Origin of the sequence: Dysgonomonas sp. 25 (assembly GCF_010501075.1) — a bacterium.
Taxonomy (GTDB): domain Bacteria; phylum Bacteroidota; class Bacteroidia; order Bacteroidales; family Dysgonomonadaceae; genus Dysgonomonas.
The window spans coordinates 24,731-46,470 of record NZ_QVMN01000005.1 but is presented as its reverse complement, the minus strand read 5'-3'; the positions used below and the strand labels follow the sequence as shown (position 1 = coordinate 46,470).

Below are 21,740 nucleotides of genomic sequence, written 5' to 3'. Positions count from 1 at the left end.
AATTATATGACAGTCTTATTTCATCTGGAATATATTTCGTAATAATTGGTATTATATTCGCTATTATATTTTTTGTAAAAAAAAGAGAAGATTCTAAATAATAAAATGGGGCTGTTATTCATTTAGCAGTCCTATTTTTATAACAATTCATTCACTATCGAATCGACATCTAATTAAGAGGACATTTCAATAACTATCACATCTGACCAGCCATCGTGCCCACCGGGAGGCACAGATAAATAAAACACTTCCTTATCCGGCTTATATTCGACTTTCACCTCGTTCTTTTTCTTGAAAAGGAGTGTATCGCTATAATTCCTTTCCGCTATCTTCTTTTCGAGGATAGGCAGATGTGGAATTGTTTTGTATATCTCAATCCGGTATCTGTAGTCGGGAGGTGAGCCTCCCATATTGTTCTTTATATAAAACGTTTCTTTATACGAATATGGAGGGTTTATTTCCTTGTCTGTCGTTTTCATAATGCTTTCGCCCATTGCTGCCGCGGCATACAAAAAAACATCGCACACAATGCCGATAAGCGATATAGCAACCACGCTTATCAGGCTCAACCATCTTGCATAGTTTCGTTTGGTAAAAAACGTCCACCAAAGAAGACAAAAGACAAGCAGGTACGGAGACGACAGGATAAAGAAATCCAGCAAAAGAGAAGTCGTCGTGATACCGGTCAGACATCCCAGAATACCCAGAACAGACAAGGCAGCTAAGACAACCGGAACAATCTTCCGTATTACGGGTTTCGATTGCATTATCTTAGCCAGAAATATCCCCAACAAAGGATAAAAAAGCAATACAACAAACCACCATATAGTGCCGACTTCCGACATATTTCTATTTATTTTGATGTCCCTGAAAAGGTCAAATACTATTTATGTAAAGGAATCGTATCCTTCCAGTTCGAATATTCCGATTCTTTATCTTCCGGAGATACCGATAGATGAAATTCTTCTCTCCGGGCATCATATTCTATTATCATATCTTCAGACAAAGGAAAACTATCTGAAAAAGAAGAATTAGTATAATATTCTTTCTCTGCAACCTTTCTCTCCAGAAATGGCAGAAAGGGGATTGTCTTATAAATCTCTATACGCCTGCCCCGATAATTGGAAACGGCTGCTCCTAAATGAGTTTCTTTATATGAATACCCACCATTTATTTTTCTGTCCAGGTCGGGAATATAATTCCCTGCTACCATTGCAATAAGGGCGACAAAGCCGACAAAGAAAGAAACGATATAGAACCCGACAAAGCTTAGAATGCCCAATATCCCCAGCCACTTCTTTTTGGAATATGATATTTTCCACAATAATACGGGAATGACCATATATAAAGCCGAAAGGAATAAAAGGTCAACCAAAAGTGATATTGTAGAAATACCCGTCAGAAAACCTGCTATACCAAAAAAAGAGACTGAAAACAGCACAACAAGTAATCTTTTTTTTGCCTTCGGTTTACGCTCAGTTAAGTTGACAAGCCATAGCCCGATTAAAGGGTAGACAATCAAAATAATGATCGGCAAAAAGAAAATATACTTCATCTTTTTACTCCACTTTCTTCAACACAAAAGCCGTGCGGGCAGGAAGGTACAATTTGAGCCAGCCTTTGCCATCTTTGTGGTACAATCCGTCGTAATGGGTAAAATGCGGGATGCTATCGTCCGACAGGCTATTTCCTCCGAAGGCACTGTTATCGGTATTCAACACCACTTCATACTTCCCTTCGGGGGCGAGGAAGCCGTAGTCGAAGAACGATTGCCACGGATTGAAATTGAATACGAAGATGTAATCGCCCCGCATATAAGACAAGACCTGATCTTCGTCCTTATCCCACAGGCGTATAACGGGTGTTTTCTGAAATTTTCGGACATGGCTGACAAGGTTTATCATCGCCTTATCAAAATCGCCCAGATATTTGTATTTAAGGTTCTCGTCATCGGCCAGATTCCACTGGCGGCGTGCATATTGGTACGACCAGCCATTTCCTTCGCGCGGAAAATCAATCCATTCGGGATGCCCGAATTCATTTCCCATAAAGTTCAGATAGCCGCCGTTTATCGTTGTCAGCGTAATCAAGCGAATCATTTTGTGCAAAGCGATACCTCTATCCACCGAATAGGAGCTTTCGCCCAAACGTGACATAAACCAATACATATCGGCGTCTATCAAGCGGAAAATAATCGTCTTATCTCCTACCAATGCCTGATCGTGGCTCTCGGCATAAGAGATTGTTTTTTCGTCTTCGCGGCGGTTGGTCAGCTCCCAGAAAATGCCAGTCGGATGCCAGTCTTCGTCTTTGCGTTCCTTTATCAGCTTTATCCAATAATCGGGGACATTCATGGCCATGCGGTAGTCGAAACCATAGCCTCCGTCTTTTATCTTAGCCGCCAGTCCGGGCATGCCGCTTACTTCCTCGGCAATGGTGATGGCATGCGGATTGACTTCGTGAATCAGCTTGTTAGCCAGTGTGAGATAGGCAATGGCATCGTCGTCTTCGTTTCCGTTGTAATAGTCGTCGTAGCCGGTGAAATTATCCCCTAAACCGTGGCTGTAATAGAGCATAGAAGTTACCCCGTCGAAGCGGAATCCGTCGAAGCGGAATTCTTCCATCCAATATTTACAGTTAGAGAGCAGGAAATGCACTACTTCATTTTTGCCATAGTTGAATGTGAGCGAATCCCACAGTTTATGTTCGCGACGTTCGCCGCCATGGAAGTAGAGGTCGTACGAACCATCTAAACGTCCAAGTCCTTCGACTTCGTTTTTCACGGCATGCGAATGTACAATATCCATTATCACGGCTATTCCCAGCTGGTGAGCCTCATCGATAAGCTGTTTCAGCTCGTCGGGCGTACCATAGCGGGAAGAGGGCGCAAAGAAACTGGATACGTGATACCCGAACGATCCGTAATACGGGTGCTCTTGTATCGCCATAATCTGAATGGCATTGTAGCCGTCCTCTTTGATGCGGGGCAGAACGTTCTGCCGGAATTCGTTATATGTCCCCACGCGGTATTCTTCCGTCGCCATACCGATATGGCACTCATAAATGAGCAGGGGATCTACATTCGGTTTGAATTTGCTTTTCTTGAATTGGTACGGTTCTGCCGGATCCCATACCTGCGCGCTGAATATCTTTGTCTGATCGTCCTGCACCACACGGGTTGCCCATGCCGGAATGCGTTCGCCTTCGCCACCATCCCAACGGACGTACATCTTGAACAGGTCGCCATGCTTAATGGCTTTCAGCGGAAGTTTCAATTCCCATTGTCCGTTTTCGATACGTTTCAGCAGGAACTTCTCGTCGCGCTGCCAACCGTTGAAGTCGCCAATCAGGTATATCTCGGTTGCATTAGGCGCCCACTCGCGGAAAACCCAGTTCTTAGCCGTCTTATGCAGCCCGAAGTATAGGTGTCCGCCGGCAAAGTCGGAGAGAGAGATTTTCCCGTCCCCGGTCAAATCGTTTTCTTTTTTCAGCACGTAATTGTGTCGTCCTTCTATTGCCTCGGCATAAGGTTTGAGCCAGGGATCGTTTTTTATCAGTTTCAGCATGAGATATTAAGGTGTTAATGTTTATAATTTTATTTTGACAACAGCCTTGCGGATGCTGCCCGTACCGATACAGGGCGCGTGTGCATCGCCTGTAAAGAAGATGAGGAATTTCCCCGGAGATACGGTAATATAGCTTTCGGGCTTATCCTCGAAAAAGAGAATATCCTTATTCGTATCGAATGCGCCTATCGGCTCGGTCAACGCTGCCCGCGAAGACCACCCGAAACGTTCGGGCTTGCTCACCGGTATCTGGATGTCGATATATTCGTTGTGCACTTCGAGTTTGGCTTCCGTTTCCGTTTTCAGGTCGCTGTCGCTCACCATGATATACAAGCGGTCGCCTTCGAGTTCGATACGCCCGACGGGAGTAATAGAAAAATCTACGGATTTGATATAGTCAAACGCTTTCTTGATGAGCGGATGAATATGTTCGTATGGTTTTGTATTTTTTAAGCTGTCTATTATCATAACATCTGTTATTGAGTACGATTAAAAAAATTATTGATAATCTTCGGGAGTTATGCGGAAACTATAAACATTATTTCCTGCCTTGTCGCCGAAACGGTATACAAAAGAAACACCCAATTGCTTGTATTCGTTCATTGCCGGATTGTTGTTGATGACGCCCAGCATAATCTTTTTGTTTTCGGATGCTATTGCGGCCGTGTCGGAAGCTATCGAAGTATCTGTCATCGTATAGTGGTAATTGAACGCTTTGTCTGACGATACCGAACAGCTGTCGAGAATCAGGCTTCCGTCTACCACAGGGCATTGCGCATTCACGGTAGCGGCTTCCCGCTGCATAGCTTCGAGCAACTGCTGGTCAGCAGATTTTGTCGAGCAATGTGTGAAAAACAAAAACGAACATAACAAGATGGAGGTAAATAATACGGATTTTTTCATAACTTGAATCTTCTGTCTAATCGTGACCTGTAAAAATAGGTTTCTACAAGTTTAGTAAAATTTATCGAAATACGTAGCATAAGTGCATGAAAATTAATACAGTTTTTTTCTTTGCCTAAAAGAACTATCTTTGTAAAAAGGGGTTTTAACAATATGGATATGACAAGAATTTGCCCGCTTTGCGGTAAGAGCCTGAAAGACGACGAAACATTCTGTGGAGATTGCCGGCAACTGGCAAATGACCAACTGTTTTTCAATGACGAAGCCCGGCCGGAAAGCCAGTCCGAACCGATATTGCCCCCCGAAGAAGAAGAGCCTACCCCTTCGCCCGAAGCCGAAAAGGATGAGCCTTTGCCAACAAGCCTTACGGAAGAAGAAACAGAGGAAAAAGAAGATTCCGATGAGGAATACCTCGATACTCCGCCAACCAAGTCGAATAAGAAGCTATACGTCTGTTTTTCGTTGCTGGCACTATTGCTGGCTGTTGCAGGATTTACAGGGGGAATGTTCTGGGAGCGGGAGAAGAGCCTTGGGGAAAGGAAGAAGGCAGAAACGGCTTTCTGGAATCTCTGCGCCGAAACAAATACGCAGGATGTGTATGTCAAATATCTGGAAGAATACCCACAGGGATTATACGCTAAAAATGCCTCCGACAAGATGGTGGAACTAAAAACTCTTGCCGAACAGGAAGCTGCCCGTCTGGACTCATTAGCCCAAGTGGCTGCCAACAAAGCACTCGAAGAAAAGGCGCTCGAAGAATCGAAGAAGGCAGAGAAGATAAAAACCGTATCGGGCAATGAGTTAACCCGGGTACGGTCGCGCATCAACGAGCTGGCAAAATTGCTGTCGACATACCAATATACCAAATCGCGGACGTTGATGAACGCCAAAGTCGACTATCTGGGACAAAAGGATAAAACCCCGATGTTCGTTACCGAAGATTTGAGAAATACTATCAACAAGAACGGCATCAAGACGGTAACGTATACGCCTCAGACTGCTTCGGCGAAAGTGACCAAAGACAGCAGCGGAGCTTACGCTATAGACATCGCCGTAAGCAAGAAAATCGTTTACAAAGACCGCAAAAAGAAACAAGAGACTGTAAAATTCAACCTCTCTATCGTATTGGATAAGAATCTGAAATTGCTGGCGGTAGATAAAAAATAAAAAGATGAAAGCACTGATACCTGTAATTATTATCCTGTTCTTTTTATCCTCTTGTGGTGGTCATAATACTGCTATCTCGGATGAAGAATGCGCTGGGCATATTGTTTTTTTACATATTGGGGAACAGGATAAACCAATCGACCCTTTTATTATTGCAACCAATAATGATACAACCTATCTGAAATATAAAGATTATGAGCTTTTTTCAATATATGCTCTTTTTGTAAATGGCATTGGTTACAGACCTCAAAATATAGCATTTATAGATGATTCATTATATATGGAAATAAAGAAATATCTATTGAACTACCATCACTCAAATCCGGATATCAAATCTACCGGTAACACGGGCAGTTTTTTAATTGAGATAGATGACACATCTAACTCTTTGCAATTTGAAATGCCAAGTGGAGAACCCTCTATATTATGCTTAGATAGTATAAGTGTAATTGCCAAAAATGATAGTATACTTAAGATTACTGAAAGAATGAGATATTATCAAGAGCTACAAAGATAATATATCTTGATATTGCATATCACCACCATAAAAAAACAAAAGCGGGAAACCCTTTCAGATTTCCCGCTTTCATTATTTCACTTCGTATTTTTGTTTCATATCCAGTTCCTCTCCCTGCTCATCATAAAAATGATATTCGAGATAAGCCAAGCCTTGATCGGGGACAATTTTTACCCCACGGCCATAACGCCATCTCCATTTAAATTTGAGCGAAAAGATTCCCTGATTGATAAACGCTGCTACATAAGGATGCACGCGCAATGTAAATTTCTTCACTTTCAGATCGTTTACCAGATAGCTTATCTTCGACCGTAAGGAATCGGTAAACAAAATAGATGGTCTCATTTCTCCCTTGCCAAAGCATGTCGGACAAGTTTCCGTTGTCGAGATTTCCATTTCGGGACGGACACGTTGACGCGTAATCTGCATCAATCCGAATTTACTCAGCGGCAAAATATTATGTTTTGCCCGGTCTTCGGTCATTGCCTCCTGCATTTTGGTCAGCAGGGCGGCGCGATGCTCGTTTTTGGTCATGTCGATAAAGTCGATAACAATAATCCCCCCCATATCTCTCAATCTTAGCTGGCGGGCAATCTCGTCGGCAGCAGCACAATTCACCTCGAAGGCATTGTTTTCCTGTCCTGCTTCGGGATTTTTCGAACGGTTTCCACTATTCACATCAATTACATGCAAAGCCTCGGTGTGTTCAATGATAAGGTAAGCCCCATTACGGAAAGTTACTGTTCTTCCGAAGAGTGCTTTCGTCTGTTTGGTTATTCCGAAATTATCAAAGATAGAAATATCACCGCTGTAGAGTTTCACAACATTCCGCTTCTCCGGCGCGATGATGGTAATGTAATCTTTGATCTGTTCCATCGTCTCCTTATCGTTGACGTGTATCGCTTGAAACGAAGGACTGAATATATCCCTCAGCAGGGCTACCACCCTTCCTGTCTCTTCATACACAAGCGTTGGAAGCTTGTTCACCTTTTGTATCTTGGGCATATTATCATCCCATCGTTTCACTAAGGCTTTCAGTTCAGTATCCAGTTCTATCACCTTTTTTCCTTCGGCAACAGTACGTACAATCACGCCGAAGTTTTTAGGTTTAATACTCTGTATCAGCTGTTTCAGCCTGATACGTTCTTCTCTGGATTTAATTTTTTGTGATACCGATACTTTGTCGTTAAATGGAATAAGTACAAGAAATCGTCCGGCAAAAGAAAGTTCGGATGTCAGGCGCGGCCCTTTGGTCGAAATAGGCTCTTTAGCTACCTGCACCAATATCTCCTGCCCCACTTTGAGTACGTCGCTGATCGAACCATTCTTTTCGATATCGGGTTCGAGCGCCATTTTGGAGATATTCGGAAACTTCTTTTTGTCGGCTAAGGCTTGTTTGTAAAATTTGTCTACCGACTTGTATTGTGGTCCGAGATCCAAATAATGAAGAAATGCGTCCTTTTTGTATCCTATGTCTACGAATGCAGCATTCAGTCCCGGCATCAGTTTTTTGACCTTACCGGCATAAATGTTGCCCACCGCGTACGAAACGTCCCGGCCTTCGCGTTGCAATTCGACTAGTTTGCGGTCGGCAAGCACAGCTATCGACACTTCGTCGGGCTGAACATTGACAATTAGTTCGCTATTCATAACATTATGTATTAAATAAATTTTTCAAAGAGCATTGTGGCAAAGGATAAATAAATATCCTTTCCTTCCAAAAAACAGTAAGAACAAACCCTAAAATATCAAAAAAAGAAATTTTATAAGTTTGTTCTCATACTTTTTCATTCCCGGAAAAAACAGACGTTACTTATTTTTTCTTTTTGTGTCTATTTTTTCTAAGTCTTTTCTTACGTTTATGTGTAGACATTTTATGTCTTTTTCTTTTTTTTCCGCTTGGCATAATATTTTGATTTATATTGTTTAAAATCGATTGGATCCGTTAAAAACAGTCAATTACTTTCTTACTTGAGTAACGAAAGTTTTAGCCGGTTTGAATGCCGGGATATTGTGAGCCGGAATGATGATAGTTGTATTTTTAGAGATGTTGCGTGCAGTCTTTTGTGCGCGAGTTTTCACGATAAAGCTACCGAATCCTCTAAGGTATACATTTTCATTTTTGCTCAAAGAATCTTTTACGACATCCATAAAAGTTTCAACTGTTCTCAATACTGTGGCCTTGTCTATGCCCGTTGTTTTCGAGATCTCATTAACGATATCCGCTTTTGTCATTTTGTTTCTATTTTTTTAAGTTCTGTTTAATTAATTTTTTGGACTGCAAATATATAGCTTTTTTATTCACTTCGGAAACAAATGTTCATTTTTTTACTTAAAATCTTTGTAATTATTGCTTTACAAGGCTATGCAGCTGCCCGAAAGAGGTTTTTCCGACTGTTTCTCCCGCTACAAATTACCAAGACGCACCCGCTTAACAATCTCGTAAAACTATTTTCACTACCTTTGACATCGTCAACTAACTACCTTATAGGACTTCATGAGCAACTATATCCATAATCGTTTTGCTTCTACGCTTATTTCGTGGTACGAAGATCATAAGCGCGACCTTCCGTGGCGCGATACTGCCGATCCATATCTTATCTGGCTGTCGGAGATCATTTTGCAGCAAACGCGCGTCGATCAGGGATATAGTTATTTTGTCAGGTTTGTGCAGCACTACCCCACGATAACAGATTTGGCGGCTGCCAGCGAAGATGAAGTATTGAAATTGTGGCAGGGATTGGGTTACTACAGCCGTGCGCGCAATCTGCACGCTACCGCCCGAATCGTTGCCGAGCAATACAAAGGTGTTTTCCCGACGGAATATAAAGATGTGCTCTCGCTCAAAGGGGTGGGCGAATATACGGCGGCAGCCATTACATCGTTTGCCTATAATATGCCTTATGCCGTAGTGGACGGAAATGTGTACCGAGTGCTTTCGCGTATCTTTGGTATAGCTACACCGATAGATACACCACAGGGCAAGCGCGAATTCGCTGAATTGGCAGATGAACTATTAGACCGGAAGAATCCCGGGACATACAATCAGGCGATAATGGAGTTCGGCGCTTTGCAATGTACGCCTGCCAACCCCGATTGCGGGCGATGCCCCCTTTCGGATATGTGTATGGCTTATGCCGAGCAGAAAATAGGAGAATATCCGAAGAAAGCAGGTAAGGTAAAGACCAGAAACCGCTACTTCAATTATCTGGATATACGATACAAAGATTATATATACCTGCACAAACGAACGGCGAAAGATATCTGGCACAACCTGTACGAATTGGGTTTGGTTGAATCGGAAAATCAGCTTTCCATCGACGAACTGCAACAGGATAGCCGCTTTCGTGAAATATTTGCTCGAGCGGGAAAGGTCACTATAAAACCGGCTTTTCAGGCGAAGCATATCCTTTCGCATCAAACAATATATGCGACCTTCTACTCCATCGAAATAGAGAATGAATTACAAGGTGATTACCTACAAGTAAAAACTGCCGACTTGGAAAAGTATGCTATATCGCGTTTAGTGGACAGGTATCTGGAGCAATTATGATTTTATCAGCCCCTTTCTTTTGTCTATTCCTTTCACGACGCGCCCATAGATAATCAGCGCGATAGCTGAGACCAATCCGATACCGAAGAAGACTAACCAGAGATAGTGTGCATGTGCCGTAGCGGCCGCATAATCCGTTCCCGGAGGAAGCGTTTTCGGATCGGGACAAAAGGCTTCGAGCAGGAATCCCGAAATAAAGAATCCTATAATAGATGAAAAGAATGAGTGCAGGTGGCTGAATCCGAGATAAAGCCCCTCTTCTCCTTTCGGCGACTGCAACGAAAAGTATTCGAGGAAACGTGGCGAAATAAAACATTCGGCAATTGCCTGAAAGGCAATCCCCACAATCATCATAAAGGTAACAGGGTGAAGCCCCAGTATATCTCCCGCGGGCAACAGGTTACCTCCTGCCATGATAAGTGCCGAAATGGGTATAATAAACATCCCCACCATGATAGACGACAGAGCCGAACGTTTTTTCATAATACTTGTCACCAGATTCACCAGCAGGAAAACCACTAAAGGATTCACATTGGCAATCCATCCGGGCGAAGCATCCGGGCCTACCATACGAATAACATATTTTGGCATCGAAGCGTACATCTGCTGTTGCACCATCCAGAAACCACTCGTTATGAGGATGAGCGCGATAAGGCGTCCGTTGCTGCATACTTTGAGGAAAGCTGTCCATATCTCGGAGAAAGATTTTCCTTGTCCGTCCGTCTTTGCCGATTTATAAAAGAAAAACACCAATACAAGGGCTAATATGGTAGCAGTTGCCGAGCAGTAATTCAGATAAATCATCCCCTGATCGCCCAAAGCTTTACGCAAGGGATCGACGAATGTTTTCCCCGTGAAAGCTCCGATATTGACCATCATATAGAAAATAGCAAAGCCACGCGCACGGGTATCGGCAGTTGTTTCTTTGGCAACCGTACCCGAAATAACGGACTTGATAAAGGCGCCTCCCAAAACGATAAACAACAAGACAGGCACAATTGTCCAGCGTTGTATGCTGCTTTCCAAGCCCGTAAACTGGGTATGCCGTCCGAAATCTCCTACGCCGATGGAAACGAAGAAGTCTTTACATGCCCCTATTATCTGATCCATTACGCTGTCGGGATTCAACACCGAAGCATTGGCCGCACCGTAGGTCACCAATCCGGCACTCTCGAGCATGGTAGGCAAAATAGCCAATCCCAAATAACCGATGGAAAGGAGAGTAAATGCCAGCATTATCGCTCTGCGGAAACCGATCTTATCGGAATAAGCGCCTAAGAAGGTAGGGAGAAAATAGAGGAGTGCCGAGAATGATCCGGCTATGATAGCAGCCGTTGAATCTTTGAAGCTCCATATATCCGATAGGTAAAGCGTAAGCGAAATAAATACTGCATAGTAAGCCAACCGCTCGAGTAATTCGACCGAATTGGCAACCCAGAAAGCTCTTGAAAATTTTGCCATTATGGTTGTTTAATTGTTTACAGGAAGATTCGTTGCCTGCAAAAATAGGAAAATATTGCTTCGCTACAAAATCGGGCTTTTATCGGGCAGGAAATTCAAAATCCTCGAACACCTTGTTCCATTTAGGGTTGAATGTTTTGCCCAGATAGTAAATATGCTGTTTTTCGTTCATCCTATATGTACTTGCAACAACCCAAAAACCATCTTCATTCCGCAGGAAAATATAATTAGAAGAAGGCGTCGTGTCCATACCGCATCCGGGACGATAGCCGCTAAATACCGCCAGAAATTCTATCCCTCTGCTGCTGATATTTGTCAGATTTTCGGTGCCTACATACACATTCTCTTTGTCGTATGTCAGCACACCTACCTCGAACGTGGCCGGATCTGCGCCGGGTATAGGATGCATTTGATATACCCAACCGTTGTCTCCATAATAATCCTGAACGAGGAAATAAACATTCTTCTTATCTTTCGAATAGTGATAGTTTATCGGCTCGAAGCTGTCTACGTCTTCGATACCCGATAGCTCCGATCGCCCCATGTACCAAACAGTATTCCCTTTGCGGCTGTAATAATATCCGAGCGAAGTCGCTTCTTCATCAACGTCAACATTCTTTTTATCGGAAAGGAAACCGCCCTGTTTAACGTGCTCTATTTCTTTGTCGGTCAGGTCGAAGTATATTTTATCATCCCACGGGTTATAGGCCTGATTGACATAGACTATATAATAATTGTGGTCGGTGATAAAAGTGTTTTCGGTCGTCAGCGGAACGGTGTATTTAAAAGGGAATTTCTTCAGAATAACTTTCTGTTCTTTTTCGATATATTCTCTTTCGTATACTCCGTTTTTGTCGAAACAGAAATCGGAATGAGGAAGCATGCCGAAGCTCTTGGCGTCGAGCTTATCTTCCAGTGTTCCGTCGTGATACTTGGCATCGGTTATATATACCTTTACACCGTCGCTCACATAGGCGCGATTGACCTGATCCCACACCTTTACATTTTTCAGGCGAGCCGTAGGAACAGGCAGTTTTGTCGTGCCGTAATATACATGGTATTTGTCCATCGAATACTGGCGCGACAGTTTTTTCAACGAAGCAGCGTCGATGCCTGCTACGGGCTTCATTGTCGGCACATTGATAACTTCCGTATCGGTCTTTGCCAAGGCATCGTTTACAGGTTGCAGCTTTTTGCCTTTATACTGGGCTATCTTCCCGTCGACATATACCTGATTCTTGTCATAGCACATACCTTCGCACGATTTACTCACACTCGGTCCATCGGAGCCTTTCAGCTTCTTGTCGAAGTAATAGACATAGTTTTTATCCTTGAAATACATTCCGTTGAGGCATTCGATTGTTTCGAAGCTTGCGGCATCAACGTCCGGCACTTCTTTCATATTCTTAAAAACCTTCTCCTTGTTTTTCCACAGCCATTGATAGTTGGAATAGTTATTGTCGCGCCCTATGATCTTGATTCCTGCCGTATCGGCTTTGATAAATGTACCCTGAAAGTAGATACCATTCTTGTCGACGGCAAGGCCGCTATCGTCAACCTGATTGAGTACCCGGAACGATTTCATGTCAGGATAAAATATCTTGCGGGTATTGAAATGTTGAAAGATAACATTCGTTTTATTTTTGATATACAGGGGCTTTTCGACATATTTGTATCCCCGTCCCCCGTCGAAAACAACAGAATCGACCTGCGCAGGTAGTTCGCGTGAAGGTGGAGCTGATGCCTTTTGGGCACAACATGTCAATGACAATAAAGGAAGTAAACAAAGGATAAATAGCAGCTTTTTCATGTGTGTAAGTTTTATGGTGTGATGTGTAAATGATATTAAGCAAATATAAGAAGATTCTCGTAAAGAGAGGTCACATTTGGAAATATTGCCTTTTTATTATTATCGCTTGACGTTTGAGGTTTTGTAATAGCTATATTTTTATTTTTGTCGATTGAGTTTCACTCTTTCTCCCAGTTTCTTACAATATTTACAATATCCATAACATAATTCTCATCTGTAAACCCTGCTCCTCGAATAGCCGGATGCCAAGTATGAATATACAATCTATCTCCAATGTCATAAAAAGCATTTCCATACGTTGTATTTTGCTTTTCTGCCGTTTCCAGTCCGTCAAAATCTGATTTGTGAAAATATTGCAATGTGTTTCCAAATATTATGATATTCGGGTTATATGTTTCGATTTGTCGCTTCAGCAATCCTTGATTATCATAATAGGCTTGTTGTATCACATTGCTTTCAGAAACACTACTTCCGGGTATTTTCTTAATGTTGATTATTGCAATTTCCTGCAATGGTTCAAAAGATGCTTCGTTGCTTGCATCTGGAATTTCACTCCATTCACAATTTCTCAAAATACCATAAGTTGTATAAATTAGTCTTCTCAATGTCGGGACACTTTTTCCGCAACGATATAGCCATTCTTTATCCTTGAATTTTTCGGAATAACTCCACGAGTCAATTTCTGAATTTGCCTCCTTCAGTACCTACAAAATATGATATTGTGCTTGAAGATATTTCTCAAGTTCGATTATACCATCAATAACAAAATAACTATCGTTATCCAACCCTATCTGCTCAATTTGTTTAGAAATTGTATTACATTTATTTTTGAATATTTCTAATGTTTTCATTTGCCATATTTCTAAACAAATAAGCAGGAGAATATTCCCCTGCCCATATCAATACTAAAGCTTTACCACTTCCAGATAGTTATTTGAAATATGAATACTTTCTAAAGTAACTCCATATTTCCTATGAAACGCATTAACAATCTCTTGTTTTCCCGCACTCAATAAGTTTGGTGCACTTGTCTGATTAGACAATAGTTCGACTCCCATTCCTTTTTCAAAACGAATTCCTTTATGGTTGAAACTGTTTTTGAGTTTTACACTAAATTGTGCCATAATAATTATTTTAAATATTTTGCCTACTATTATCGGGTTATCAGCTTCTCCCTTATTATAAAAAATGACATACAGCAATATAAACCCATATCACAGTGTGCTAAATGATCTTCACCTCTAAATATAGCAAAATTACTCCGTCCTTTTCAACTCTATGCGGAAAATCGTCCCCACATTTATATCCGAGGATTTGACGTATATTTTGCCTTTGTGGTATTTCTCGATAATGCGCTTGGCAAGCGACAGCCCAAGCCCCCAGCCCCGTGTTTTGGTGGTGAAGCCCGGCGAAAAGATATCTTTGAATTTCGATTTCGGAATACCCTTCCCCGAATCTTCGATGTCGATATAGATTATCTGGTTCTTTTCGAATATAGTGTACGAGATACCGCCCTGACCGCTCATCGCGTCTACGGCATTCTTCGTCAGGTTTTCGATCACCCAGCTGAACAGGATTTCGTTGATGTTGGCATATAGCGGTTGGTCGGGGAAGTTGAAGGTGAAAGTCACTTTCTTCGATATGCGCACGCTCAGGTAGTTGACTATCCGATGGATAGCGTCGGCAATGTCTTTCTTTTCCAGTGTAGCTTCCGAACCGACCTTCGAAAAACGATCGGTGATTATCTGCAGGCGATCGATATCCTTCTCCATGTTATCGGTAATATCCGCATCCACCTCCTTCATCCGCAAATATTCCACCCATGCGATGAGTGACGAGATAGGCGTCCCCAACTGGTGAGCCGTCTCTTTCGTCAGCCCCACCCACAGGCGATCCTGCTCGGCACGCTTGGTCGTAAGCAATGCCAGAAAAGAGGTTGCCACAAAGACAAACATCACGCCTAACTGAATATAAGGAAAAGCCTGTAAGCGCTTGAGCGTATAGGAATCGTCGTAATAGACAAACTGCTCGAAATCTTCGGCTTCGATAATAATCGGCTCGTGCTTTTTGCTGAATTTCATCGCCTCTTTACGGAGGAAATCCTGCTGCCCTTCTGCGGGCAGGTCTATATTAGCCGAATCGAAGTGATCGGTCTTTTTGTCGTAATGGATAACAGGGATGGTCTTGTTGCTGTTGAGAATCAAAAAAATCAATTCCATGCTGCTCCCCTCGGAATTGCTTGCCAAATCTTTGGTTGCTTCTGCCCAGATGGTCATTTTATTGCGTTCCTCTTCGGACAAATCTCCTACCAGCATGTTGGATATAATAAGCGAACCGAATGCGATAACGATTGCCATCGCCGCAAAGATATACTTATATAACGCCTTGTTGTTAGAGAAATTCATCCGGTAAAGATATTCCTTTGTCTTTGAACGTCAAAGTTTACGGGATAGTATGTATCCGCAGAATTTAACTTCCTGTAAGACTTGCCCAAAGAACAGATATATTAGAGGTAAACAGCTTTACGGATAAAGCCATCAGGATTATTCCGAAGAATTTGCGCAAAACATATACCCCGCCTATACCAATAATCCGCTGGACGACTTTCAGGTATTTCAGCACGAAATATACAATAACCAGATTGGCAAAGAGAGCGATAATTATGTCGGGCGACGAATACTCGGCACGCATCGAAAGCAGTGCCGTAAACGTTCCCGGGCCGGCCACCAGCGGAAAAACGATAGGGACAAGCGTAGCCGAACCTCCCGGCGCGTCGTTGCGGAAAATCTCGATACCGAACACCATTTCGATGGAAATGATAAAGATGACCAGCGCCCCGGCAATGGCAAACGACGACACATCCACATTGAACAGTTTCAGTACCCATTCGCCCACGAAGAGAAAAATAGTCATAATAACGAAAGCATAAATGGCTGCTTTCAGCGGTTCCACCTTTCGCCCGTCGCGCGTAAAATTAAGGAAAATAGGCACCGAACCCAGAATATCTATCAGGGCGAAAAGTACCATAAAAGCGCTCAGGATGTTGGTCAGACTTAAACTCATGATTCCAATCGATTGTTATATTGAAAACCGTTCTATACAAAGGTAAGCAATTTTTCATAGTTCGGTGAAAGGTTTTTTGTAAGTTTGTAAAAATTAATAGGCTAATTAGCCCAAAAGCTAATTTGCTAATGAAAAAACAACGTAGTTCGATAAGAAGATGATAAATTACGGATTTGTACGCGTTGCAGCAGCAACACCGAGCGTGAAGGTTGCCGATTGCGACTATAATGCCCGACAGATAATCGATATGGCGACCCGCGCCGACAAGCAGGGCGTATCAGCGGCCGTTTTCCCCGAAATGGGCATAACGTCTTACACTGCCAACGATTTATTCAACCAGCGCCCGCTCATCGACGGGGCTCTGGCTGCGTTGAAGCAAATCTGTGAGGAAACAAAGAACCTGAATATCATCATCGTCGCCGGCTCGCCCATCGAGATAGCCAACAGGCTGTACAACACGGGCGTAGTCATCTATCGTGGCGAAATCAGAGGGATTGTCCCGAAAACATTCCTGCCGAACTATAACGAGTTTTACGATAAACGCTGGTTTGCTTCTTCTGCCGAATTGAGCCGCAAATCGGTCGAAATCTTCGGAAAAGAAATTCCGGTGGGGATAGATTTAATCTTCGAAACGCCGGAGTTCAACTTTGCGCTCGATATCTGCGAAGACCTATGGACACCGATTCCACCATCATCCTATGCTTCGCTGTTCGGTGCGGATATTATTTTCAACCTTTCGGCAAGTAACGAGACGGCAGGCAAACACCTGTACCGCAAATCGCTTGTCAGCCAGCAATCGGCACGTTGCATCGCAGGCTATGTGTATGCGGCGGCAGGCAATGGCGAATCCACCACCGACGTTGTTTTCGGCGGCAGCAGCCTGATTGCCGAGAATGGCGCTATCCTGTCGGAAGGTGAACGTTTCTCTTTCGAGAACCGGATGATAACAGCCGACATAGACGTCGACCGCTTGCGGAACGACCGCCTGAAAAACAAGTCGTTCTCTTTGTCTGAATACCACTTGCAGGAGAAAAACAGCTACCGCTATATCCGTATAGAGCAGCCTGAAAAGAAAATCGAGCTGAACAGATATATCAACCCTACCCCGTTTGTACCCACCGAAGATGCTTTGCTGAACGAGCGCTGCGAGGAGATATTCGCTATACAAATCGGCGGATTGGCTAAGCGGCTGTTGCATACCAGCATCCAAAAGGCTGTGGTAGGCGTATCGGGCGGACTGGATTCTACTCTCGCCCTCTTGGTGATGGTGAAAGCGTATGACAAACTGGGCATTTCGCGCGAAAATATTATCGGCATCACTATGCCCGGATTCGGGACTACCGACCGTACATACGGCAATGCCATACAATTGATGAAATCGTTAGGCATCACTTCGGTGGAGATATCTATTGTCGATGCCGTCAACCAGCATTTCAAGGATATAGATCAAGACGCGAATAGGCATGACATCACCTACGAAAACAGCCAGGCGCGCGAACGCACCCAGATATTGATGGATTATGCCAACAAGGTGAACGGATTGGTTATCGGCACGGGCGACCTGTCGGAACTGGCACTCGGGTGGTGCACCTACAACGGCGACCACATGTCGATGTATGCCGTGAATACGGGTATCCCGAAAACATTAGTCCGCACCTTGGTGAAATGGGTGGCAGATACGCAAATGGACGAACAGTCGAAAACGATATTGCACGATGTGGTAGATACCCCCGTCAGCCCCGAACTGCTCCCTGCCGATGAGAATGGGGAAATCGCACAAAAAACGGAAGATGTAGTAGGCCCTTACGTCCTGCACGACTTCTTTTTATATAACGTGCTGCGTTGCGGATTCAGTCCGGCAAAAATATTTTTCCTGGCGCAACATGCTTTCGGCAACGAATATGATAAGGAAACCATCCTGAAATGGCTGAAAGCCTTTTTCCGCCGATTCTTCTCGCAGCAGTTCAAACGCTCGTGCCTGCCCGACGGACCTAAAGTGGGCTCGGTCAACCTGTCGCCTCGCGGCGACTGGCGCATGGTGAGCGACGCTTCGGCAGCCTTGTGGATGAAAGAATTGGATAATATCCGGATTTAACCGGAGCACCTGTCAATATTTATCTATTCCTCGTAGAATCCTGTATATCGAATAAGAGGTTACACCGCCTAATTCGGGGATATACAATTGCAGGCTGTCTTTGCAGTGGATTTCTCTTATTGGTACTGCATTAGCGATTTCTTCTTTGGTCACCCATTGAGGTTCGTACAGCACGTCAGACGCTTCACCATGTCCTTTTTTCTTTAACAGGCTGATCTGCACCGAGTCTGATTTAACATCTACCACCTCTGCTACAAAAATATTCGAAAAGGTATTAGTCCAAAGTATGTATTCATCTTTTATCTGCGGATTATTAGTTACTTCGTGCTTTTTCTCGTAAAATTGTTCCAATTGTTTATTGCTCTGATAGCTTTCATATTTACCATTTACCCAAAAGAAGAGACAAACCGCTGCAACCAACATCAAACCGATATAGGTATACCAAGGTGTTTTGTGTACAGTCTGTGTGCGAAGAAAGTTTTCCATTTCAGCCGGAAGTTCATACAATTTGCCGTCGCCCCGGCGAAGCGCATAGAGCTTGCCAATGCTGAAAAATGGAATCCAAAACAAATGGAAGCATTTCTGCCGCACTTCTACACGCATATTTTCCTGAATATCTTCCGTCGGTATGCCCAGTTCTTCGAACATATACGACTTGATGAGAAAAGTGTACCAGCCAAATAGTATCATAATATCAGATTCAATAAGTTTTGTAAAGTTATCAGCAGCAAAAATAAGAAAATTATGTAAATAATAATCATAAGTTTATCAATGTTTAGTTACAAGTTTGTCATGCCGACAGCAGGAGGCATCTCGTTCCGATAATACGAGGAAGAAAAAGGTAACACTGAGGTACACAGAGGAGGCACTGAGATACACTGAGGACAATGCACGCTGTGACGAGATGCTTCGCGAACTCTGTGGTTAAGTAACAGAAAAAGTAATTCGATAAAAAACGCTATTTTTTTGTACCGGAAAATAAAATTAAACAATTGGATTTAAGCAATATAAATATAATTTAGCATAGAAAAAACGGGACAAAAAGTGGTACAGAAAAGCGACACTTTAGAGGCTTTTTAGGGAGGAATGGAATAGTGGAATTATTAAACGCTAATAAATCTTAATGATTTGATTTGTATGATTTTTTTCGACATCTTTGTCAAACCGATATTAACCTTTTCTCTCAGTATACTATAAGAATCGAAATACCATTGATTTCATATATATTAAAAACTATCTCATAAATTATTTTAATGATTATGCTTAAAAGTAAGTTATTGATTGCCGGCATCATTACGCTCATGATGAGTTCGTTATTTGCCGTGCAAGCCCAGAACAAAACAGAGCCTGTCGATTATGTTAACCCGTTGACAGGAACGTTATCGAAGTACGAATTATCGACAGGAAACAACTACCCCGCCATCGCCCGTCCGTGGGGAATGAATTTCTGGACACCACAGAGCGGCAAGATGGGTGACGGGTGGCAGTATACCTATACCGCCGACAAAATCCGCGGTTTCAAGCAGACGCATCAACCCAGCCCATGGATGAACGATTACGGTCAGTTTTCTATTATGCCTATCACAGGCAAGGTAACATTCGACCAGGAGAAACGTGCCAGCTGGTTCTCGCACAAATCCGAAACTGCCAAACCGTATTATTACCGCGTCTATCTGGCCGATTACGACATCACCACCGAAATTGCACCTACATCGCGCGCAGCCATGTTCCGGTTCACTTTCCCCGAGAATGACAAATCGTATGTTATTGTAGATGCTTTCGATCGCGGTTCATTTGTTAAAATCATCCCCGAAGAGAATAAAATAATCGGTTACACCACACGCAACAGCGGCGGCGTGCCAGAGAACTTCAAGAATTATTTTGTCGTACAATTCGACAAACCATTCACCTACAAAGCGACCGTAGGCGACAGCGAAATACGCAAAAACGAGCTGGAAGTGCAGGAAAACCACACAGGCGCCATCATCGGCTTTGCGACCAAACGCGGCGAAGTGGTGCATGCCCGCGTAGCATCTTCGTTTATCAGCCACGAACAAGCCGAACGCAATCTGCAGGAATTAGGAAGCAAATCGTTCGACCAGATAAGCACCGAAGGACGCAACGAATGGAACGAAGTCCTCGGACGCATCGAGGTGGAAGACGACAACATCGACAACCTGCGCACGTTCTACTCGTGCCTGTATCGCTCGGTGCTTTTCCCGCGTACTTTCTACGAATACGATGCCAATGGGCAAATCGTACACTATAGCCCGTTCAACGGACAGGTATTGCCGGGATATATGTTTGCCGATACCGGTTTCTGGGATACCTTCCGCTGCCTGTTCCCGTTCCTCAACATGGTTTATCCTTCTATGAACGAGAAAATGCAGGAGTGGCTCGTGAATGCTTCGAAAGAAAGCGGATTCCTGCCCGAATGGTCGAGCCCGGGGCATCGCGATTGTATGATAGGGAACAACTCGGCTTCGGTCGTAGCCGACGCATATATCAAAGGGGTACGTGTAGACGATACTGCAAGCCTGTGGAGCGCGATGATGAATGCGACTACTCAACACCTGAAAGGTTCGGCGTCGGGGCGTGTAGGACACGATTATTACAATCGCATGGGTTACATCCCGAGCAATGTAGGCATCAGCCAGAGCGTTGCCCGCACATTGGAATATGCATACAACGACTGGACGATTTACCAGTTCGGTAAAGCAATCGGAAAACCGACAAGCGAATTGGAGGTGTTCAAGAAGCGTGCTATGAACTATAAAAACGTCTACGACCCCAAACATAAGCTGATGGTAGGTCGCGACGACAAGGGTGTTTTCAATCCTAAATTCGTACCCGAAGACTGGAGCAACGACTTCACCGAAGGAAACAGCTGGCACTGGAGCTTCTGCGTGTTCCACGATCCGCAGGGGCTGATAGACCTGATGGGCGGCAAAAAAGAGTTCAACACGATGATGGATTCGGTATTTATCATCCCAAGCTATAAGGGAATGACCAGCCGTTCGATGATACACGAGATGCGCGAAATGCAGGTGATGGATATGGGACAATATGCGCACGGAAACCAGCCGATACAGCACATGGTTTACATGTACAACTGGTCGGGGCAGCCGTGGAAAACGCAATACTGGGCACGCGAAATCATGGATAAGCTCTACAACCCGAATGCGGATGCCTATTGCGGCGACGAGGACAATGGGCAAACGTCGGCCTGGTACGTATTCTCGGCAATGGGATTCTATACCGTCTGCCCGGGTTCGGATCAATACGCTTTAGGCTCGCCGTTGTTTAAGTCGGTCAAGGTGAAACTGGAAAATGGCAAAACAATCACTATCCGCTCGAACAACAACAGCAAAGCCAACCGCTATGTATCTTCGATGCGATTGAATGGAAAGAATTACACGAAGACCTTTTTAACACATGACGATCTGATGAAGGGTGCGAATATCCAGTTCAATATGTCGGCAAACCCTAATACAACAAGGGGCACACAGGCATCGGACACACCATATTCATTTAGCAATGAATAATACACAGAGTTGTCAGAATTTCTGAAAAACAATAAAAGCCGGAGAATATAAGGTTCTCCG

At 43.6% G+C, this 21,740-nt stretch carries 20 protein-coding genes; 5 read left to right on the top strand and 15 right to left on the bottom strand.

Annotated features, from left to right (window positions below):
- Positions 1–173: 173 nt before the first annotated feature.
- Genes D0T66_RS09215 through D0T66_RS09195 form a run of 5 tightly spaced genes read right to left on the bottom strand, consistent with a single transcriptional unit; the run spans position 174 to position 4,469 of the window.
- Complete coding sequence (locus tag D0T66_RS09215; protein WP_163356996.1) at positions 174–845, bottom strand: hypothetical protein; 672 nt, start codon at positions 843–845, stop codon at positions 174–176.
- Between the two features lie 38 nt (positions 846–883).
- Positions 884–1,555 (bottom strand): hypothetical protein, encoded by a 672-nt coding sequence (locus D0T66_RS09210; RefSeq protein ID WP_163356995.1) that lies wholly within the window; start codon positions 1,553–1,555, stop codon positions 884–886.
- Between the two features lie 4 nt (positions 1,556–1,559).
- The gene (locus D0T66_RS09205; protein ID WP_163356994.1) at positions 1,560–3,566 is read right to left on the bottom strand and encodes an alpha-amylase family glycosyl hydrolase; all 2,007 of its coding nucleotides are present in this window, start codon (positions 3,564–3,566) and stop codon (positions 1,560–1,562) included.
- 21 nt (positions 3,567–3,587) lie between these two features.
- A complete protein-coding gene (locus D0T66_RS09200; protein WP_163356993.1) occupies positions 3,588–4,034 on the bottom strand; it encodes a YhcH/YjgK/YiaL family protein in 447 nt (148 codons plus the stop codon).
- A gap of 30 nt (positions 4,035–4,064) precedes the next feature.
- Positions 4,065–4,469: a hypothetical protein gene (locus D0T66_RS09195; protein WP_163356992.1), complete on the bottom strand. Its 405-nt coding sequence runs from the start codon at positions 4,467–4,469 to the stop codon at positions 4,065–4,067.
- Between the two features lie 159 nt (positions 4,470–4,628).
- On the opposite strand from D0T66_RS09195, the gene D0T66_RS09190 reads away from it, so the two are divergent.
- Together D0T66_RS09190 and D0T66_RS09185 are read left to right on the top strand one after the other, a co-directional pair.
- Positions 4,629–5,636 carry a hypothetical protein gene (locus D0T66_RS09190; protein ID WP_163356991.1) on the top strand — a complete coding sequence of 336 codons (1,008 nt, stop codon included), beginning with the start codon at positions 4,629–4,631 and terminating at the stop codon, positions 5,634–5,636.
- Positions 5,637–5,640: 4 nt separating this feature from the next.
- On the top strand, positions 5,641–6,153 hold the full coding sequence (locus tag D0T66_RS09185; protein WP_163356990.1) for a hypothetical protein: 513 nt from the start codon (positions 5,641–5,643) through the stop codon (positions 6,151–6,153).
- Between the two features lie 72 nt (positions 6,154–6,225).
- Here D0T66_RS09185 and D0T66_RS09180 read toward each other — a convergent pair whose 3' ends face one another.
- Together D0T66_RS09180 and D0T66_RS09175 are read right to left on the bottom strand one after the other, a co-directional pair.
- Entirely contained in the window at positions 6,226–7,803 is a 1,578-nt protein-coding gene (locus D0T66_RS09180; protein ID WP_163356989.1) for an Rne/Rng family ribonuclease, read from the bottom strand.
- A gap of 309 nt (positions 7,804–8,112) precedes the next feature.
- Entirely contained in the window at positions 8,113–8,388 is a 276-nt protein-coding gene (locus tag D0T66_RS09175) for an HU family DNA-binding protein (protein WP_163356988.1), read from the bottom strand.
- A 262-nt stretch (positions 8,389–8,650) separates the two neighbouring features.
- Between D0T66_RS09175 and mutY the strand changes: the two genes are divergently transcribed.
- Complete coding sequence (gene mutY / locus D0T66_RS09170) at positions 8,651–9,706, top strand: A/G-specific adenine glycosylase (protein WP_163356987.1); 1,056 nt, start codon at positions 8,651–8,653, stop codon at positions 9,704–9,706.
- On the opposite strand, the gene D0T66_RS09165 is transcribed toward mutY, so the two are convergent.
- The 7 genes from D0T66_RS09165 to D0T66_RS09135 form a co-directional block, all read right to left on the bottom strand.
- Positions 9,701–11,167, bottom strand: coding sequence for a peptide MFS transporter (locus D0T66_RS09165; RefSeq protein WP_163356986.1), 1,467 nt, complete (start codon positions 11,165–11,167; stop codon positions 9,701–9,703). The genes mutY and D0T66_RS09165 overlap by 6 nt on opposite strands.
- 79 nt (positions 11,168–11,246) lie before the next feature.
- Positions 11,247–12,977: a DKNYY domain-containing protein gene (locus D0T66_RS09160; protein ID WP_163356985.1), complete on the bottom strand. Its 1,731-nt coding sequence runs from the start codon at positions 12,975–12,977 to the stop codon at positions 11,247–11,249.
- 158 nt (positions 12,978–13,135) lie between these two features.
- Positions 13,136–13,582 carry a hypothetical protein gene (locus tag D0T66_RS09155; RefSeq protein WP_163356984.1) on the bottom strand — a complete coding sequence of 149 codons (447 nt, stop codon included), beginning with the start codon at positions 13,580–13,582 and terminating at the stop codon, positions 13,136–13,138.
- A 99-nt stretch (positions 13,583–13,681) separates the two neighbouring features.
- Positions 13,682–13,828 carry a hypothetical protein gene (locus D0T66_RS09150; RefSeq protein WP_163356983.1) on the bottom strand — a complete coding sequence of 49 codons (147 nt, stop codon included), beginning with the start codon at positions 13,826–13,828 and terminating at the stop codon, positions 13,682–13,684.
- A 54-nt stretch (positions 13,829–13,882) separates the two neighbouring features.
- Positions 13,883–14,101 (bottom strand): DUF6140 family protein, encoded by a 219-nt coding sequence (locus D0T66_RS09145; RefSeq protein ID WP_163356982.1) that lies wholly within the window; start codon positions 14,099–14,101, stop codon positions 13,883–13,885.
- Between the two features lie 132 nt (positions 14,102–14,233).
- Positions 14,234–15,382 (bottom strand): HAMP domain-containing sensor histidine kinase, encoded by a 1,149-nt coding sequence (locus tag D0T66_RS09140; RefSeq protein WP_255489781.1) that lies wholly within the window; start codon positions 15,380–15,382, stop codon positions 14,234–14,236.
- A 64-nt stretch (positions 15,383–15,446) separates the two neighbouring features.
- A complete protein-coding gene (locus D0T66_RS09135; protein ID WP_163356981.1) occupies positions 15,447–16,040 on the bottom strand; it encodes a MarC family protein in 594 nt (197 codons plus the stop codon).
- 160 nt (positions 16,041–16,200) lie between these two features.
- Between D0T66_RS09135 and D0T66_RS09130 the strand changes: the two genes are divergently transcribed.
- Entirely contained in the window at positions 16,201–18,135 is a 1,935-nt protein-coding gene (locus D0T66_RS09130) for an NAD(+) synthase (RefSeq protein WP_185154832.1), read from the top strand.
- Positions 18,136–18,147: 12 nt separating this feature from the next.
- On the opposite strand, the gene D0T66_RS09125 is transcribed toward D0T66_RS09130, so the two are convergent.
- Positions 18,148–18,825: a hypothetical protein gene (locus D0T66_RS09125; protein ID WP_163356979.1), complete on the bottom strand. Its 678-nt coding sequence runs from the start codon at positions 18,823–18,825 to the stop codon at positions 18,148–18,150.
- 569 nt (positions 18,826–19,394) lie between these two features.
- Here D0T66_RS09125 and D0T66_RS09120 point away from each other — a divergent pair.
- Positions 19,395–21,680 (top strand): GH92 family glycosyl hydrolase, encoded by a 2,286-nt coding sequence (locus tag D0T66_RS09120; protein WP_163356978.1) that lies wholly within the window; start codon positions 19,395–19,397, stop codon positions 21,678–21,680.
- Positions 21,681–21,740 lie beyond the last annotated feature (60 nt).

What these genes read in the sequence shown, in the direction of transcription:
- D0T66_RS09150 (WP_163356983.1), bottom strand. Translation starts at nt 13,828, where the DNA reads ATGAAAACATTAGAAATATTCAAAAATAAATGTAATACAATTTCTAAA.
- D0T66_RS09145 (WP_163356982.1), bottom strand. Translation starts at nt 14,101, where the DNA reads ATGGCACAATTTAGTGTAAAACTCAAAAACAGTTTCAACCATAAAGGA.
- D0T66_RS09185 (WP_163356990.1), top strand. Translation starts at nt 5,641, where the DNA reads ATGAAAGCACTGATACCTGTAATTATTATCCTGTTCTTTTTATCCTCT.
- D0T66_RS09200 (WP_163356993.1), bottom strand. Translation starts at nt 4,034, where the DNA reads ATGATAATAGACAGCTTAAAAAATACAAAACCATACGAACATATTCAT.
- D0T66_RS09195 (WP_163356992.1), bottom strand. Translation starts at nt 4,469, where the DNA reads ATGAAAAAATCCGTATTATTTACCTCCATCTTGTTATGTTCGTTTTTG.
- D0T66_RS09175 (WP_163356988.1), bottom strand. Translation starts at nt 8,388, where the DNA reads ATGACAAAAGCGGATATCGTTAATGAGATCTCGAAAACAACGGGCATA.
- D0T66_RS09160 (WP_163356985.1), bottom strand. Translation starts at nt 12,977, where the DNA reads ATGAAAAAGCTGCTATTTATCCTTTGTTTACTTCCTTTATTGTCATTG.
- D0T66_RS09140 (WP_255489781.1), bottom strand. Translation starts at nt 15,382, where the DNA reads ATGAATTTCTCTAACAACAAGGCGTTATATAAGTATATCTTTGCGGCG.
- D0T66_RS09210 (WP_163356995.1), bottom strand. Translation starts at nt 1,555, where the DNA reads ATGAAGTATATTTTCTTTTTGCCGATCATTATTTTGATTGTCTACCCT.
- D0T66_RS09165 (WP_163356986.1), bottom strand. Translation starts at nt 11,167, where the DNA reads ATGGCAAAATTTTCAAGAGCTTTCTGGGTTGCCAATTCGGTCGAATTA.
- D0T66_RS09205 (WP_163356994.1), bottom strand. Translation starts at nt 3,566, where the DNA reads ATGCTGAAACTGATAAAAAACGATCCCTGGCTCAAACCTTATGCCGAG.
- D0T66_RS09135 (WP_163356981.1), bottom strand. Translation starts at nt 16,040, where the DNA reads ATGAGTTTAAGTCTGACCAACATCCTGAGCGCTTTTATGGTACTTTTC.
- D0T66_RS09120 (WP_163356978.1), top strand. Translation starts at nt 19,395, where the DNA reads ATGCTTAAAAGTAAGTTATTGATTGCCGGCATCATTACGCTCATGATG.
- D0T66_RS09180 (WP_163356989.1), bottom strand. Translation starts at nt 7,803, where the DNA reads ATGAATAGCGAACTAATTGTCAATGTTCAGCCCGACGAAGTGTCGATA.
- D0T66_RS09125 (WP_163356979.1), bottom strand. Translation starts at nt 18,825, where the DNA reads ATGATACTATTTGGCTGGTACACTTTTCTCATCAAGTCGTATATGTTC.
- mutY (WP_163356987.1), top strand. Translation starts at nt 8,651, where the DNA reads ATGAGCAACTATATCCATAATCGTTTTGCTTCTACGCTTATTTCGTGG.
- D0T66_RS09190 (WP_163356991.1), top strand. Translation starts at nt 4,629, where the DNA reads ATGACAAGAATTTGCCCGCTTTGCGGTAAGAGCCTGAAAGACGACGAA.
- D0T66_RS09215 (WP_163356996.1), bottom strand. Translation starts at nt 845, where the DNA reads ATGTCGGAAGTCGGCACTATATGGTGGTTTGTTGTATTGCTTTTTTAT.